This is a genomic window from Lysinibacillus fusiformis (assembly GCF_003049525.1).
GTDB classification, from domain to species: domain Bacteria; phylum Bacillota; class Bacilli; order Bacillales_A; family Planococcaceae; genus Lysinibacillus; species Lysinibacillus fusiformis.
This window is the reverse complement of the sequence record NZ_PYWL01000009.1, coordinates 19,143-35,417: the sequence shown is the minus strand read 5'-3', so window position 1 is coordinate 35,417 and position 16,275 is coordinate 19,143. Positions and strand designations below refer to the sequence as shown.

At 39.1% G+C, this 16,275-nt stretch carries 13 protein-coding genes; all 13 read right to left on the bottom strand.

Features of this window, described 5'->3' with window-relative positions; all coding sequences use genetic code 11:
• Positions 1 to 86: 86 nt before the first annotated feature.
• Positions 87 to 1,055: a tRNA dihydrouridine synthase gene (locus C9J29_RS17895; RefSeq protein ID WP_107922552.1), complete on the bottom strand. Its 969-nt coding sequence runs from the start codon at positions 1,053 to 1,055 to the stop codon at positions 87 to 89.
• A gap of 113 nt (positions 1,056 to 1,168) precedes the next feature.
• A complete protein-coding gene (rlmD, locus tag C9J29_RS17890) occupies positions 1,169 to 2,533 on the bottom strand; it encodes a 23S rRNA (uracil(1939)-C(5))-methyltransferase RlmD (RefSeq protein ID WP_107922578.1) in 1,365 nt (454 codons plus the stop codon).
• Between the two features lie 109 nt (positions 2,534 to 2,642).
• Positions 2,643 to 2,765, bottom strand: coding sequence for a cytochrome bd oxidase small subunit CydS family protein (cydS, locus tag C9J29_RS24980; protein ID WP_012292033.1), 123 nt, complete (start codon positions 2,763 to 2,765; stop codon positions 2,643 to 2,645).
• 14 nt (positions 2,766 to 2,779) lie between these two features.
• Positions 2,780 to 3,805: a cytochrome d ubiquinol oxidase subunit II gene (locus C9J29_RS17885; protein WP_090002986.1), complete on the bottom strand. Its 1,026-nt coding sequence runs from the start codon at positions 3,803 to 3,805 to the stop codon at positions 2,780 to 2,782.
• The gene (locus C9J29_RS17880; RefSeq protein ID WP_089986797.1) at positions 3,802 to 5,148 is read right to left on the bottom strand and encodes a cytochrome ubiquinol oxidase subunit I; all 1,347 of its coding nucleotides are present in this window, start codon (positions 5,146 to 5,148) and stop codon (positions 3,802 to 3,804) included. Before C9J29_RS17880 ends, C9J29_RS17885 begins: the two co-directional genes overlap by 4 nt.
• 431 nt (positions 5,149 to 5,579) lie before the next feature.
• A complete protein-coding gene (locus tag C9J29_RS17875) occupies positions 5,580 to 6,494 on the bottom strand; it encodes a diacylglycerol kinase (RefSeq protein ID WP_025115774.1) in 915 nt (304 codons plus the stop codon).
• A 72-nt stretch (positions 6,495 to 6,566) separates the two neighbouring features.
• Positions 6,567 to 7,130 (bottom strand): thioredoxin family protein, encoded by a 564-nt coding sequence (locus C9J29_RS17870; protein WP_090002987.1) that lies wholly within the window; start codon positions 7,128 to 7,130, stop codon positions 6,567 to 6,569.
• Between the two features lie 160 nt (positions 7,131 to 7,290).
• Positions 7,291 to 8,718, bottom strand: a complete 1,428-nt coding sequence (gene gatB, locus C9J29_RS17865) for an Asp-tRNA(Asn)/Glu-tRNA(Gln) amidotransferase subunit GatB (RefSeq protein WP_008173646.1) — start codon at positions 8,716 to 8,718, stop codon at positions 7,291 to 7,293.
• A 1-nt stretch (position 8,719) separates the two neighbouring features.
• A complete protein-coding gene (gene gatA, locus C9J29_RS17860) occupies positions 8,720 to 10,183 on the bottom strand; it encodes an Asp-tRNA(Asn)/Glu-tRNA(Gln) amidotransferase subunit GatA (protein ID WP_107922551.1) in 1,464 nt (487 codons plus the stop codon).
• 24 nt (positions 10,184 to 10,207) lie between these two features.
• A complete protein-coding gene (gene gatC, locus C9J29_RS17855; RefSeq protein ID WP_008173651.1) occupies positions 10,208 to 10,495 on the bottom strand; it encodes an Asp-tRNA(Asn)/Glu-tRNA(Gln) amidotransferase subunit GatC in 288 nt (95 codons plus the stop codon).
• A 234-nt stretch (positions 10,496 to 10,729) separates the two neighbouring features.
• Positions 10,730 to 11,869, bottom strand: coding sequence for a CamS family sex pheromone protein (locus tag C9J29_RS17850; RefSeq protein ID WP_089986794.1), 1,140 nt, complete (start codon positions 11,867 to 11,869; stop codon positions 10,730 to 10,732).
• A 107-nt stretch (positions 11,870 to 11,976) separates the two neighbouring features.
• Entirely contained in the window at positions 11,977 to 13,980 is a 2,004-nt protein-coding gene (ligA, locus tag C9J29_RS17845; RefSeq protein ID WP_089986793.1) for an NAD-dependent DNA ligase LigA, read from the bottom strand.
• A 14-nt stretch (positions 13,981 to 13,994) separates the two neighbouring features.
• Positions 13,995 to 16,247 (bottom strand): DNA helicase PcrA, encoded by a 2,253-nt coding sequence (pcrA, locus tag C9J29_RS17840; protein ID WP_008173654.1) that lies wholly within the window; start codon positions 16,245 to 16,247, stop codon positions 13,995 to 13,997.
• Positions 16,248 to 16,275 lie beyond the last annotated feature (28 nt).

Here is a 16,275-nt window from a genome sequence, read left to right as displayed (position 1 = left end):
ATTGTAATATGCACATTCCAAAAAGGCAAGTTTCTGTTTAGTGACAGGATACTGCTTACCTCACCCTAATGAAGTAGGATTCTTTGTTACTCAATATGATTTGCTTCAAAGCGATCAAGCAATGCACGCACTTCATCTGTTGATTTCGTGTTCATCAATTGGCTTCTTAACTCACCGGCACCTCGGAATCCCTTGACATATATTTTGAAAAAGCGATGAAGCCCTGTGATGGAGCGTGGGAGTACTTCCTCATATTGATCTTGAAGATTCAGCTGAAGTCTTAAAAGGTCAAGATACTCTTTACTGCTATGCTCCTTTGGTTCTTTTTCAAAAGCAAAGGGATTTTTAAAAATACCTCGTCCAATCATTACGCCATCAATCCCATATTTTTCGGCAAGCTCTAGCCCCGTTTGTCGGTCAGGGATGTCTCCATTGATCGTAAGTAGCGTATTAGGTGCGATACGATCGCGTAATTTTTTGATTTCTGGAATGAGCTCCCAATGTGCATCAACTTGGCTCATTTCCTTTCTTGTTCGTAAATGAATCGACAGGTTCGCAATATCTTGTTTGAAAATATGCGTTAACCATTCCTCCCATTCCTCTACATCCTTATAGCCAAGTCGTGTTTTCACACTGACAGGCAGTCCACTCGCCTTTGCAGCTTGAATCAATTCTGCCGCCACATCTGGACGTAGAATAAGGCCACTACCTTTCCCTCTCGATGCCACATTTGGCACAGGACAGCCCATATTAATATCGATACCTTTAAAACCTAGCTCTGCCATGCCAATACTCATTTGACGGAAATACTCAGGATTATCCCCCCAAATATGTGCCACCATCGGCTGCTCATCTTCCGTAAAAATCAAACGCCCACGCACACTTTTCTGTCCCTCTGGATGACAATAGCTATCCGAATTTGTAAACTCTGTGAAAAATACGTCCGGTCTTCCGGCTTTACTGACTACTTGACGGAAAACAACATCTGTGACATCTTCCATCGGAGCCAGTACAAAAAATGGACGCGGCAAATCACGCCAAAAATTATCTATCATGTAATTCCAAATCCTCTCACTATCTGTATAACTCACTTTAACTCAAAAACAACTGTATGAAACATTATAAAAAGCAGATGGTATAGAGTTTTTCTATATCAACTGCTTTTCTATTATACCAACTCTAGCCACGCAACCGCTTCACAATGCGTGGAATGCGGGAACATATCTACTGGTTGAATCTTTTGTGTTTGGTAGCCGCCATCCTCCAAAATACGAAGGTCGCGTGCTAGTGTGGCTGGGTTGCAGGAGACATAGACCACTCGTTTTGGTCGTTGCTCTAAAATGGTTTTTAAAAGTGCTTCATCACAGCCTTTACGTGGTGGATCAACTACCAGTACGTCTGCTTCCTTTCCTTCCTTATACCATCTTGGTATAACTTCCTCAGCTGGGCCGGCCTCAAAATAAGTATTTGTAAAACCATTTAGGACCGCGTTACGTTTGGCATCTTCTATCGCTTGTGGGACAATTTCAACCCCCATGACTGCCTTTGCCTTTTGTGCAAGGAACAAGGAGATTGTTCCAATTCCACAATAAGCATCAATCACTCGTTCATCCCCTTGCAAGTTAGCATAATCAAGTGCTTGTTTATAAAGTACTTCAGTTTGCTCTGGGTTGACCTGATAGAAGGAGCGAGCGGAAATTTCAAAGCGTACGTCGCCAATTGTATCAATAATGACGTCCTTGCCCCAAAGGTTCAGTGTGTCATCACCAAAAATCACATTCGTTTTCTCATGATTCACATTTTGCATAATTGAAGTGACGTTCGGAACAAGCTTTTGAATTACTGCAATGGCTGCTTCTTTTTGTTGTAATTTTTTCTTTTTCGTCACGAGGACAACCATGACCTCACCTGTTGCCCGTGCTTTACGAATGACAACATGGCGCAACATGCCCTCGTGGGAAAGTTCATTGTATGGGCGCATGCCTATCGCTACTAATTCTTTTTTCAAGCCTGCTAAAATTGCATCTGCTTCTCCTGTTTGGATCAAGCAACGCTCCATATCCACAATGCTATGCGTCTTTGTTTTATAGAAACCAGCAATAGCTTGTCCTGCTTCATTTTCAGAGAAAGGAATTTGCGCTTTATTTCGATAATACCAAGGCTCTTTCATTCCTTTTACAGGCAGAACAGGTGCATCAATTTTACCAATGCGTTGCATCACATTGCGCACCATATTTTCTTTCCATTTGAGCTGGCCCTCATAGGATAAATGCTGTAATTGACAGCCACCGCATTGTGTAAAGTAATCGCATGGAGCTTTTACTCGATCGGGTGATGGCTTAATAATATCTACAACTTTTGCAAAGCCATAATTTTTTAAAGTTTTCATCACATGGATTTCGGCTGTTTCGTTCGGAAGTGCGCCTTGTATAAATAATGGATAGCCATCCACCTTAGCGACACCATTGCCATCATGTGTTAAGTCTTCTATATAAACTGAAAGTCGTTCATTCTTTTTCACGGGTGCTGACATTCGTACATCCTCCATTTCAATCTCCTTATTGTAGCATGTGTTGGCGAATGAAAAAAGAACAAGACTTGGCCGTTATGCGGTTCTTCTAACTAACTTGAAAAAAGAGCCGCTATTCGCGACTCTTTCCTTGCTCTTTTGTTATATGATAATCCCTTGGTGCCCACCAAAATGCACACAAGATTCCAAGAATGACGACAATAAAAGGCGCATAAAAAATTAAAAAACTTTGCATATACTAATTTCCTCCTATGCGTGATTGTCTTCTTTTCCGGTCACATAGTTTTTATTGAATAAGAATAATTTCATCAATAAATAAAGTGATGGAAGTAGGAGACACAGTCCTAAAATAAAGGCAATGATTAAAGCAATTGCCATTTGTGTACTTGTGAAGCCATCATAAATCGTTAAATATGGATACAGTAAATATGGGTATTGCGCAATACCATAAGCGAAAAATGCTACCGCAAATTGTGCAATCAGAAGTGCAACTGCAAGCCCATATTTTTTACGCATTGCAATGAGGAACACTGTAATTATAAATAATATGGCTGATATTGCAAACATCCACCATAAATTCACCATGTGACTATAACTTTCAGGATTAATGGACTTCATCTCATACATAATGCCTAATGCGCTGATCATCAAAGGAGCTGCCCATAAAAGTGCATATTTTCTCATTAGCTTCGTAGCTTCAATGTCATTCGCTTTATGAGCATACCAAGTTAAGAATACTGCGGAAATGTAAAGTACAGCGGCAATACTCAGTACCACAATGCTCCAAGCAAATGGACTCGTATATAAAGTCCAATAGTTTAAAACAGGCTGCCCGTTAACGAGATCCACATACCCTCCACCAGCAATAGCAAAGACAACAGACAACGATGCAGGAATTAATAAACCTGCTACACCATAGGTCAGCGTGTAACCAATATGTCCTCTTGTACCATACGATTCAAAGGCATAATAGGAACCCCGAATGGCTAATAGTACAAGGGAAATGCTGACTGGTATAAGTAAAATGGTTCCATAGTAAAAAGCAGTTTGCGGGAAAAATCCTACGATCCCTACAAAGAAGAATACCAAAAAGACATTGGTTACTTCCCAAACAGGCGATAAATATCGTTTAATAATATTCGTTAAAATATGATTCTTCCCAATCAGTAGGCTATAGGCGTTAAAGAAACCTGCACCGAAATCAATCGATGCGACAATGACATAGCCAAATAGGAAAATCCACAATACTGAAATACCAAGAATCTCTAATGTCATAGGATGTCACCGCCTTTTTCAGAGTGGCGATCTTCAATCTCACGCTCAATGGGATTCTTTTTAAACATTCGCACCAAGACGACAATGCTTCCTACCGCTAATACTGCATATACACCTGCAAACAACAACAGCATTAAATCCACATGATCACTCGTTGTGGCCCCTTCTGGAGTTCGCATCAAGCCATAAAGAATCCATGGTTGACGTCCAACCTCAGCAAGCCACCAGCCCGCTTCAATAGCAATGATAGAAAGTGGCCCCCCCGCCACAATGATCCATCGATACCAGCGTGAATGAATAAACTGCCAGCCCCGTGCTTTCCCTACAACATACAGTAATGAAACTAGCACCATAAACATACCTATGGAGACCATAATATCAAAAAGATAATGAATATAGAGTGGTGGTAGATCCTCTTCCTCGAATTGATCTAATCCAATTACCTCTGCATTAGGATTAAAATGTGCAAGAATGCTTAAAGCATACGGAATTTTGATGGCATATTTCACTTCTTCTCCATCTAGCACGCCAAATAAAACAAGAGAAGCCTTTCCTTCCGTTTCAAAATGCCATTCCGCTGCAGCTAATTTTTCTGGTTGATATTCCGCTAAGTATTTTCCTGAGAAATCTCCAATCACAGCTGCTGCAATGGAGAAAATTAAACCAATTTTCATCAGTAACAGTAATGCTTTTTTATGGTATACATGTTTCGATCCTTTAAGCATTCGGTATCCTGCTATAGCGGCTAGAACAAATGCAGATGTCATATACGCTGTTACTAGTACATGCGCCACCTTTGTAGGCATAGCAGGGTTAAACATCGCTAAGAAGGGTTGAATATTAACAAGGTTCCCGTCGACAATATCGAAACCTCTCGGGGCATTCATAAAGGCATTCACGATTGTAATAAATACAGCCGACATCGATGCACCTACTGCAACTGGAATTAACAATAGCATATGCTTTTTCTGACTATCGAAGCGGTCCCAAGTATATAAATAAATGCCCAAAAATATAGCTTCAAAGAAAAATGCAAACGTTTCCAAAAAAAGTGGTAATGCAATGGTTTGACCAGCTAGTTGCATAAAGTTGGGCCATAATAATGATAGTTGTAAGCCAATTGCAGTTCCAGTCACAACACCCACTGCAACCGTAATGACGAAGCCACGTGCCCAACGTCTTGCCATTAAAATATAATGCTCATCATTCTTTTTATACCCAGTCCATTGAGCAATCATAATCATTAACGGGACACCGACTCCTATCGTTGCATAAATGATGTGGAACGATAAAGTTAACTCAGTTAATGCACGACTCCAATAGACTGCTGATTCGTTTATCATCTCATTGCCCCCTAGTTCCCAAATATTCTTCCAAGAATGGAAAGTAGCATAATGATTGCAACACCAAAGCTTAGCCAAATAAGCTTCTTCTCCTGTGACTTATACAAAAGCAACACTTCCTTTCCTTTATCCATACCCCATTTTCCACTATTACAACGAAAAAAACCTTTATAATGGACCGAAATTTCAGCCTATTAATAAGGTTTCAAAATTTGTTCATGTAATATACGCACATTTGCCAAACATTTTTCTTAATTCATTCACAATCCCTAATTCTAAAGGTTGGACTTACTACATATTTAATTTTTCGCTGCGGGCTATTTGCTTTAGTCTATTATCTTTTTAGTCGTTTTGGTGTTCTTCAAGAGTATGCTGATTCCTTTATACAAAAAAGCTCATCCTCGCTAAAACGAAGATGAGCTTTTCATATATTATATACGGTCCTCTTCGCGAATATCAGCAAGAGGGACAAAAATTTCGATATGACGCTTTAAATTTTCAAAGGTAGCTGGAGCGTCTCCGCCATATTCACCATCTAGATTAAGATGTACTTCGTTTTCAGTAGTGACTTTGACAACACTCGCTTTTTTGTAAATGACACGGTCATCATTTAAATGTTCGCCTCTTAATGCCATAGCCGCTAGTTGAATAAACTCAGGAAGGCTAACCTTCTTTAACACTAATAATGTAAAGTATCCATCATTAATACTTGCATCTGGTGCAAGTTTTTCAAAGCCTCCTACAGAGTTGGTTAAACCACATAAGAACATCATGGCATCCCCGTCAAACACTTCCCCATCATATTCTATACGCATATGGGAGGCTTTGATGGATGGAATCATTTCTACTGCTTTTAAATAGTAGGCTAACTGCCCAAGCATTGTTTTCATTTTACTTGGTACTTCATATGTTAGCTCCGTAATCCGTCCGCCAGCAGCAATATTGATGAAGTAGCGTTCTCCATTTAATAGACCGACATCCACTGGCAATGTATCGCCTTGTATAATAATGTCTACCGCTTCATCAATATTTCGCGGGATATGCACGGCACGGGCAAAATCATTTGTAGTGCCCATTGGAATTAGACCAACTTTTGGACGGTTTTCAAATGGACTTACACCTGAAACAACTTCATTTAAAGTGCCATCTCCACCAACTGCGATGATTATATCAAAGCCACGGTCTACTGCATCTTTTGCTGCAAGTGTTGCATCGCCTTCACCGGTTGTTGCGTGACAGGATGTTTCATAGCCTGCTACTTCTAATTTTTCCAACACCTCTGGTAGATGCTTCTTAAACGCTTCGCGTCCAGATGTAGGATTATAAATGATTCTTGCTCGTTTCATAACATACCTTCCTGCTTCATAAGATTCTATTTCATTCAACGATTTACTCGCTAAAATGTTGCATTACGTTTGTTACTTTTGTAACGCGTTTGTCACCTGTTTTTTAAAGTCTTCATAGACATACGTCCAATATACTTGGTTCGTTATATTTTCCTCACGAATCTCCGCATAAAGGGCCTTTTGAGCCTCTTCAAATGTTGGATCTTCTTTATCTGGTAAGCTTGCGCGCTTCGTTACAACAAGCTCTTGTAATTCAGGTGCACGTGGACCCCATTTTCCAATCACCTCACCAGTGCTATCTAATAGCAAGTAAATTGGAATAGCACGGCCTCCATTTGTTAAATAACGATCAATTAGATCTGTATCCGCATCACGGAACACTGTACGCATGTCCAATCCGGCTGCTTCAGCAACACGACGAACGATTGGATTGTTTAACATAGCATCTCCGCACCAATCTTCCGTAATCGTTAAAATTTTTGGTTGCTTGTCTTTTAATAATTCAATAAAGCCATCGTTTGTTGGCACTGCAAAGTCGTCATAAATGCGGAAGCTCTCTTCTTTAAGAGTCGTCATATTGTCCATATATTGTTGAATCGAAATAGCTTCATTAAAATATTGTTGTTCTGTTTTCATTGGTTCTCGTCCCCCTTATAATTATCTATTCTATATTTTGCTATGAATACTCCTTTTAAACAACTATTAAGTGTTACAAATTTCAATTTTGTTACATTTATGAAAAATAATAGCCAAGAAAGCGATTAAGCTCTCTCGGCTACTATGTTACAACGATTAATTATCGTTTGGCAATTTCTTGTTGCAATAATTTATTGACCATTGGTGGATTCGCTTGACCTTTAGTAGCTTTCATAATTTGACCAACTAAGAAGCCAATAGCACGATCCTTACCATTTTTGAAATCTTCGATAGACTGTGCATTGTTATCTAAAACTTCTGTAACAATGGCTAGTAAAGCACCTTCATCAGAAATTTGAACTAAGCCTTTAGCTTTTACAATTTCTTGTGCAGAACCGCCATTTTCAACTAATTCAGCAAACACTTTTTTACCGATCTTAGAAGAAATAGTACCATTTGTGATTAATTTCACCATTTCAGCAAGGTTTTCAGGTGTTAATGCCGTATCCTTTAAGTCTTTTTGTTCTGCGTTTAAATAAGCAGAAACATCCCCCATCAACCAGTTAGCAGAAAGTTTTGCATCTGCACCGTTGACGATCATGGACTCGAAGAAGTCAGAAATTTCCTTAGAAATAACAAGAACTCCTGCATCATACGGTGTTAATCCTAGCTCTTCAACATAACGTTTTTTACGAGCATCTGGAAGCTCAGGAATTTCTGATTTCACTCGCTCTAGCCATGCGTCATCAATAGAAAGACGAACTAAGTCTGGCTCTGGGAAGTAACGGTAATCATCTGTTCCTTCCTTCACACGCATTAGAATAGTTTTACCCGTTTTTTCATCGAAACGACGAGTTTCTTGGTCAATAACCCCACCTGATAATAATACATCTGCTTGACGTAATTCCTCATGCTCTAAACCACGACGAACATAGTTGAAGGAGTTCAGGTTTTTAAGTTCTGTTTTTGTACCAAACTCTTCTTGACCATAAGGACGAATAGAGATGTTGGCATCACAACGAAGTGATCCTTCTTCCATTTTACAGTCAGACACATCTGTATATTGGATAATTGATTTTAATTTTTCTAAGTAAGCATACGCTTCATTTGGCGTACGAATATCTGGCTCAGATACGATTTCAACAAGCGGAGTACCTTGACGGTTAAAGTCCACTAGTGAGTGATCTCCAGCATGTGAAAGTTTCCCCGCATCTTCTTCCATATGAAGACGAGTAATACCGATACGCTTTGTATAGCCATCTACTTCAATATCAATCCAGCCGTTTTTACCGATTGGCTTATCAAATTGTGAAATTTGATAAGCTTTCGGATTATCAGGGTAGAAGTAGTTTTTACGGTCAAATTTTGTTTCTTGTTCGATTTCCATATTTAATGCAAGAGCTGCACGCATAGCGAAATCTACCACATTTTTATTAAGAACTGGTAGGACACCAGGATAGCCTAAATCGATTACTGTTGTATTTGTATTTGGTTCAGCACCAAAGTGAGCAGGTGCTGGTGAGAAGATTTTTGAGTTTGTTTTTAACTCAACGTGTACTTCTAAACCAATGACTGTTTCAAAGTTCATGTTATTTTCCCTCCCACATTTGAGGAACTTGTTTATGGAACTCCGTTGCTTGTTCAAAAGCATGAGCTACACGGTAAATAGTAGCTTCATCGAAGTATTTACCAATTATTTGTAAACCAAGTGGTAGTCCGTTGTCCAAACCACATGGAATGGAAATAGCAGGTACACCCGCTAGGTTCATCGGAATTGTTAAAATATCATTTGCATACATTGTCATCGGATCATCCACATTTTCACCAATTTTGAAAGCTGGTGTTGGTGATGTAGGTCCAATGATGACATCGAAGTCTTCAAATACTTTGTCATAGTCTGCTTTGATCAGTGTACGTGCTTGTTGTGCTTTTTTGTAATACGCATCATACGTACCTGCGCTTAATGAATAAGTTCCAAGCATGATACGACGTTTTACTTCATCCCCAAAACCTTGTGCACGTGTTTCTTTATAAAGGTCCATTAAATTTGTCACGTTGTCTGCACGGAAACCATAACGGATACCATCGAAACGAGATAAGTTAGAAGACGCTTCAGATGAAGAAAGGATGTAGTACGCTGCAAGCGCATATTTCGAATGAGGAAGTGATACTTCTTCTACAGTCGCACCTAAGCCTTTTAATACCTCTAATGCCTCAAGCACTGATTGACGTGCTGCTTCGCCAACACCCTCACCAAGGAATTCCTTTGGTACAGCGATACGTAAGCCTTTAATATCACCAGTAAGAGCTGCAGCATAGTTTGGCACCTCTACGTCAGCCGAAGTAGAATCATTTGGATCTAAGCCCGCAATAGCCTCAAGTAATAACGCATTATCTTCAACATTGCGTGTAATTGGTCCAATTTGATCTAAAGAAGAGGCGAATGCCACTAGACCAAAACGAGACACACGACCATATGTAGGTTTCATCCCTACAACTCCACAGTAAGCTGCTGGTTGACGGATTGAACCACCTGTATCGGAACCAAGAGAGAATGGAACTTCTCCTGCTGCTACAGAAGCTGCAGATGCACCTGAAGATCCTCCTGGCACGTGATTTAGATTCCATGGATTTTTTGTTGTTTTGTAGTATGAGTTTTCATTAGATGAACCCATTGCAAACTCGTCCATGTTTAGTTTACCGACTGTAATCATACCGGCTTCACGTAGCTTGTTGACAACAGTTGCATCATAAATTGGCATAAAGCCTTCCAAAATTTTTGAGGCACAAGTTGTTTCTAAGCCTTCTGTTACGATATTGTCTTTCACACCAATCGGAAGACCAAATAGCGGTCCACGCTCTTCAAATGGTACATGATCCATTTCAGCAGCTTGTGCAGTTGCTTTTTCTTCGTTTGAAGCAAGGAATGCTTGTACATCGCCATCAAGCTTTGCAATGCGCTCGTATGCTTCTTTCGTTAAGTCAGCGATAGATAAGTTACCTGCTTTAATTTCCGCTTGTAACTCCTTAGCTGAACGTTCAAATAACGTCATGAGGAATCCTCCTATGTTTTAGTATTACATGATAGCTGGTACTTTTACTTGACCATCTTCTTGTTCTTTTACGTTTAACATCATTACTTCACGGTCTAGACCTTTTACTGCAACATCTTCTCGCATTACATTGACTAATGGTAAAACATGCGTTGTAGGTTCAACATTCGCTGTATCTAGTTCGTTTAATTGCTCTGCAAAGTCAGTAATTTTACCAAGCTGTTCAGCAAACTTCTCAGCTTCCTCTTCAGTAATTGCAAGACGTGCTAAATTTGCCACGTGCTTTACTTCTTCTTTTGTTAATTTAGCCATTTTTTACACCTCCGAATACTTGCTCCATTTATTGTTTTTATTGATAACAATAGGGTTGGATAAAGTTTTAACCATGCCAATAATCATAACATTTTTCCTATTAAAAATCACAACTTTCACCAAAAATATAGAAACTTTCACTACTATAACGAAGTGTTGTTAATCTATACCAGTTGTTTTCCTTTAAGTATCTCTATCTACATAAAAAAATAGTCAGCACAAAGGCTGACTATATTATTCATAGACATGTACATAAGGATCCGTATCATTGGCCTTTTTATTGATTAATGCCTCCGGACCATTGACAGAAGTAATACTCACCTCAACATGAATATTATTAAATCGATTGATTAGAATACCTGTCAAATATTGTGTAAATCCAATGATTTCTGCTTTACCGAAAAATTGAATAGGAATTTCGATCGTCAGTTTTTGGATTTCTTTATTGCGATAGAAACCTGTACCAATAACACTTGTATAATTTGAGAAATATTTATCAACATCTTGCTTAAAGATTTTGAAGTTTTTACTCACGTCTCGATAAACATCCTGCGAATCATCTGTTGGGAATAATACATAATTTTCATCTATCCCTTCCCAATCAGCAATGTTGTTCTGTCCAGCTTTTGCTACACCATAGCTGAAATAGGCGCCGGGAATAATCTGATTGCGGGCTTGTTGCTTAAACAAGCCAACTACAATTGGAATATCCTTTAGCTCATCACCTGTACGTAAACGTGAAACGATCTCAGCAGCCATTTTTTTGCCTTGTTCAACAAGCTCAGACTCTGATATTGGTTCCTCGTAATATTCGCCATACTGTTCTTTTTGATAATAATAAATAGAATTAAGCGCAAGTCCTATTGAAATTCCACCTAATTTTACTTTATTATCTTTAGTTTTTGTTAAGTAATTTTGCTCAACAATATGAGATAAGTAAATAGGTGCCTTTTTTGCTCGCTCTTCGGGTGTCATTGTATCAGTTATCGGTGGATTTAATCCATCCTCTGTCTGAGAGCTTCGAGCCAGCCAAGAGCTGACTGTACTTTCAGCTAAATATTGACCCTCTTGAAAGTAATAGTTTTCAGTGTCAAACTCATGGTGAGAGAGACGCATTAAACCTGCTTCTACTTCCTTCATATCATATTTCGTATAAATATTAGATACAACTAGACCTCTACTGGCACTCTCTTTATAAGGAATAAGTGTCTTATAATAAGATTCATCAATTTGTATGCTGGGGATAATAGTTGTTTCAGTTTTTTCATCTTGTTGTGTTTCCTGCGTAAGCTCTGTTCCCCCTTCATTAGAAGGTACACAGCCGACTAACATTGCAGCTGCTACAAGTGCTGGAATGAGTCGAAAAGACTTCATTTTATTTAGTGCTCCTTTACTCATAATCAATTTGGTTCGACGAATCACTGATAATATTCATTAGCGTAATTCATACCTTTCTTGAGGGTATGTCATCAGTGTTTTTATTAGATAAGGTTAAGTTGTTCAATTAAGTTTTCTTCATTCCAAACTTCAATACCTAATTGCTCAGCCTTTGCTAGCTTAGAGCCTGCATCCTCGCCTGCGATAACAAGGTCCGTTTTTTTGCTGACACTGCCTGTGACAGTCCCACCTAACTCTTCTATTTTCGCCTTTGCTTCGTTACGTGTCAATTGCTCAAGTTTACCAGTTAAAACAATTGTTTTTCCTGCAAAAGGATTATCGCCTACCACTACTTCTACTTTTTTTCCTTTAAAGGTCATATTCACGCCTACCTCAGCAAGACGTTCAATGACTGCACGTGCGTCATCATTTGAAAAATATTCAACTAATGAAGATGCCATTTTATCACCAATCTCATAAATAGCCACAAGTTGTTCCTCTGTTGCTGCCATGACCGCTTCCATGGAACCAAATTGCTCTGATACGATTTTTGCAGCCTTTTCACCAACATGACGAATTCCTAGACCAATCAATAAACGCTCCATGGAATTTTCCTTCGAAGCTTGAATCGCATTGACTAAATTGGTGGCAGATTTTTCACCCATCCGTTCTAGTTCAACCAATTGCTCTATTGTTAAATGATATAAATCAGAAACATCATGTATTAAGTCTGCACGTAATAACTGCTCAACTACTTTATCTCCAAGACCATCAATATTCATAGCATTACGAGATACAAAATATTTAATGCTTTCTGCAATTTGAGCAAAGCATGCAGGATTTACACAGCGTAAAGCAACTTCACCCTCAATACGAATCAATTCACTATCACATACCGGACAATTTTGGGGCATCTCAAACGGTACAGAGTTTTCAGGACGCTGCTCGATTAGCACACCGACCACTTGTGGAATAATATCACCAGCTTTTCGAATAATGACCGTATCCCCGAGGCGTATATCTTTCTCTCGAATAAGGTCTTCATTGTGTAATGAAGCTCGTTGCACTGTTGTCCCTGCAACTTGAACTGGCGTTAAAATAGCTGTTGGTGTGACAACCCCTGTACGCCCTACTGTTAAATCAATATCTAGTAGTGTCGTGACAACTTCCTCTGCTGGGAATTTATAAGCAATAGCCCAGCGTGGACTTTTTGCCGTATAGCCTAGCTCATCCTGTTGAGCATAGCGGTCGACTTTTATAACGATCCCATCAATTTCATAGGCTAAATGTGGTCGGTGTTCTGTCCAATGCTCAATAAAGGCCATTACTTCTTCGATTGTAGAGCAACGCTGACGCTCTTTATTGGAAGGGAAACCTAGATCCTCTAAATAATCAAGCATTTCTGCATGTCCGTCGATACCATAAACCTCACCATCACCACCAATGGCATAGATGAAAGTCGATAGTTGGCGACTTGCTGCAATTTTAGGGTCTAACTGCCGTAAAGAGCCTGCAGCAGCATTACGTGGATTAGCAAATAGTTCTTCACCATTGTCAGCACGTTGGGCATTTAATTTTTCAAATGATTTTTTTGGCATGTACGCTTCACCGCGTACTTCTATTGTAATCGGTTCTTTTAAACGGAGAGGTATGGCATGAATGGTCTTTAAATTGGCTGTAATTTCTTCCCCTACAACACCATCTCCTCTTGTTGCTCCTTGGACAAACACGCCATTTTCATATTTTAACGAAATGGCAAGACCATCTATTTTCAGCTCACATACATAAGAGAAATGATCCCCAATAGCCTGTCGAACCTTACGATCAAATTCTTGTAAATCTGCTTCGTTAAAAGCGTTTGATAGACTTAGCATCGGGTAATCATGTGTCACCTTTTTAAAGCCTTCTACAACTGTTCCTCCAACACGCTGAGTAGGTGAATCGGGAAAAATAAGTGATGGATTGGCCTCTTCTAAGGCAATCAATTCATGCAATAATTGATCATAAACACTGTCAGCAACGACCGGTTTATCTAGTACATAATAGGCATAACCATATTCATGTAATAATTTATTTAACTCCGCTATTCGCTGTTCTATTTCGTTCATTTACGTTCCTCCGCTTACGCTTTTTCAATCGGTGCAAATTGTGCCAGTAATCGCTTAATACCAATTGGTTGTGGAAAAGCAATATCAAGCTCAGTACTATCACCTTCGCCTTTTACACTTACAACCATACCTGTGCCCCACTTTTTATGGACGGCTTTATCTCCAGCCTTCCAGCCATACTGATCTCCGCCTGTTGATTGTAAGCGAGCTGTGGCAGGCTGAGTTTGTTGAACGGACCCAAGTGTACGTTTTTGATAACCACCTGTTGAACGATTGCTAGTAGCAAACGGTACATTCGTTTTAGCACCAGCTTTAGAAATAGACTCGGTAATATCTTCAGAAATCTCACCTAAAAATCTTGAAGCATTATTAAAGCTTGAACGACCAAAAATCGTTCGGCTTTGTGCACATGTTAAATATAGTCGTTCCTCTGCACGCGTCACACCAACATACATAAGGCGGCGTTCCTCCTCCATTTCATCTTGATCATCAAGTGAGCGTGAATGAGGGAAAATGTTTTCTTCCATACCGATAATAAAAACAATAGGAAACTCCAAGCCCTTAGCAGCATGCATCGTCATTAAAATAATATTTCCCTTGGATGCATCCTCTTTATCAAGAGCATCGATATCAGCTATTAATGCTAAATCCGTTAAAAACGCTATGAGACTTTTATCATCACTGCGCTCCTCAAATGCTTTTGTGACAGATAAAAATTCTTCAATATTCTCTAAACGACTTTCAGCCTCTATCGTCTTTTCATTTTGTAGCATTGTGCGGTAGCCAGATTTATCAATGACTTGCTCTACTAGTTCAGTGACCGATAAATATTCTTGCATTCCTGTAAAACCTTTAATCATTGCATAAAATTGTTCTGCTGAGTTCGCTGCTTTCCCAGACAGACCCATGAAAATGAGATCATTCATAGCATCAAAAATGGAGCGATCCTGCTCGATAGCATAGCGGGCCATTTTCTCAAAAGATGTGGCACCAATACTACGCTTTGGTTCATTAATAATACGTGCAAGTGATAAATCATCGTCATTATTAGCAATTAGGCGCAAATAAGCAAGTAAGTCTTTAATTTCTTTTCGATCATAGAACTTTGTTCCGCCAACAATTTGATAAACCATATTGGATTTAACTAGTACTTCCTCCATCACACGAGACTGAGCATTCGTACGATATAATATGGCAAAATCATCAAATGTACGATTTTCCTTTTCCATCAACTGTTGGATGGTTTGTACAACAAATTGTGCTTCTTCCTGCTCATTATAAGCTTTGTATAGCGCAATTTTTTCACCCTCTGCATTTTCTGTGCGCAGTTCTTTTGGATAACGTGTTGTATTATTTTGAATGACGTCATTTGCTGCTTGTAGGATGCGTTTAGTTGAACGATAATTTTGTTCAAGCATAATCACCTTAGCATTCGGATAATCCTTTTCAAAGGAGAGGATATTACCAATATCTGCTCCACGCCAGCGATATATTGATTGATCAGAATCCCCTACAACACAAATATTTTTAAATTTTTCAGCTAATAATTGCACAAGTAAGTATTGGGATTTGTTAGTATCCTGATATTCATCTACATGAATATATTGAAATTTATTTTGATAGTATTCCAGCACTTCTGGTACGCGCTTGAACAACGTAATGGTTGTCATAATTAAATCATCAAAATCGAGGGATTGGTTGCGACGTAATCTTTTTTCATAGCCTTTATAAACACGTGCAACGGTTTGTTCATAAGGGTTTTTATCATTCATTTGACTCGCGTAATCATCTGCTGTAATGCACTCGTTTTTGGCTGCACTAATAGCATTTAAAATCGCTCGTGGCTCAAACCGCTTCGGATCGATATTCTCATCCTTCATTACATTTTTAATCACCGAAAGTTGATCCGTAGAATCTAGAATGGAAAAATTACGAGATATGCCTAGTTGATCGATATTGCGACGTAAAATTCTTACACACATGGAGTGGAAAGTTGATACCCACATACTATCACCAGTTCCATTGCCTAGAATACCGTCAATACGCTCTCGCATTTCACGAGCAGCTTTATTAGTAAATGTAATGGCTAAAACTTTGGATGGATATACTTCCTTTTCTATGATTAAGTAAGCAATACGATGTGTTAATACTCGGGTTTTTCCTGATCCAGCACCAGCCATGATCAGTAGTGGTCCCTCAGTGGTTTTGACCGCTCTTTCTTGTTCAGGATTCATCCCTGCTAGTAAATTTTTTGTTAACTGTTCCATTTCGCACCGCCTTACAAACATTTGTTCT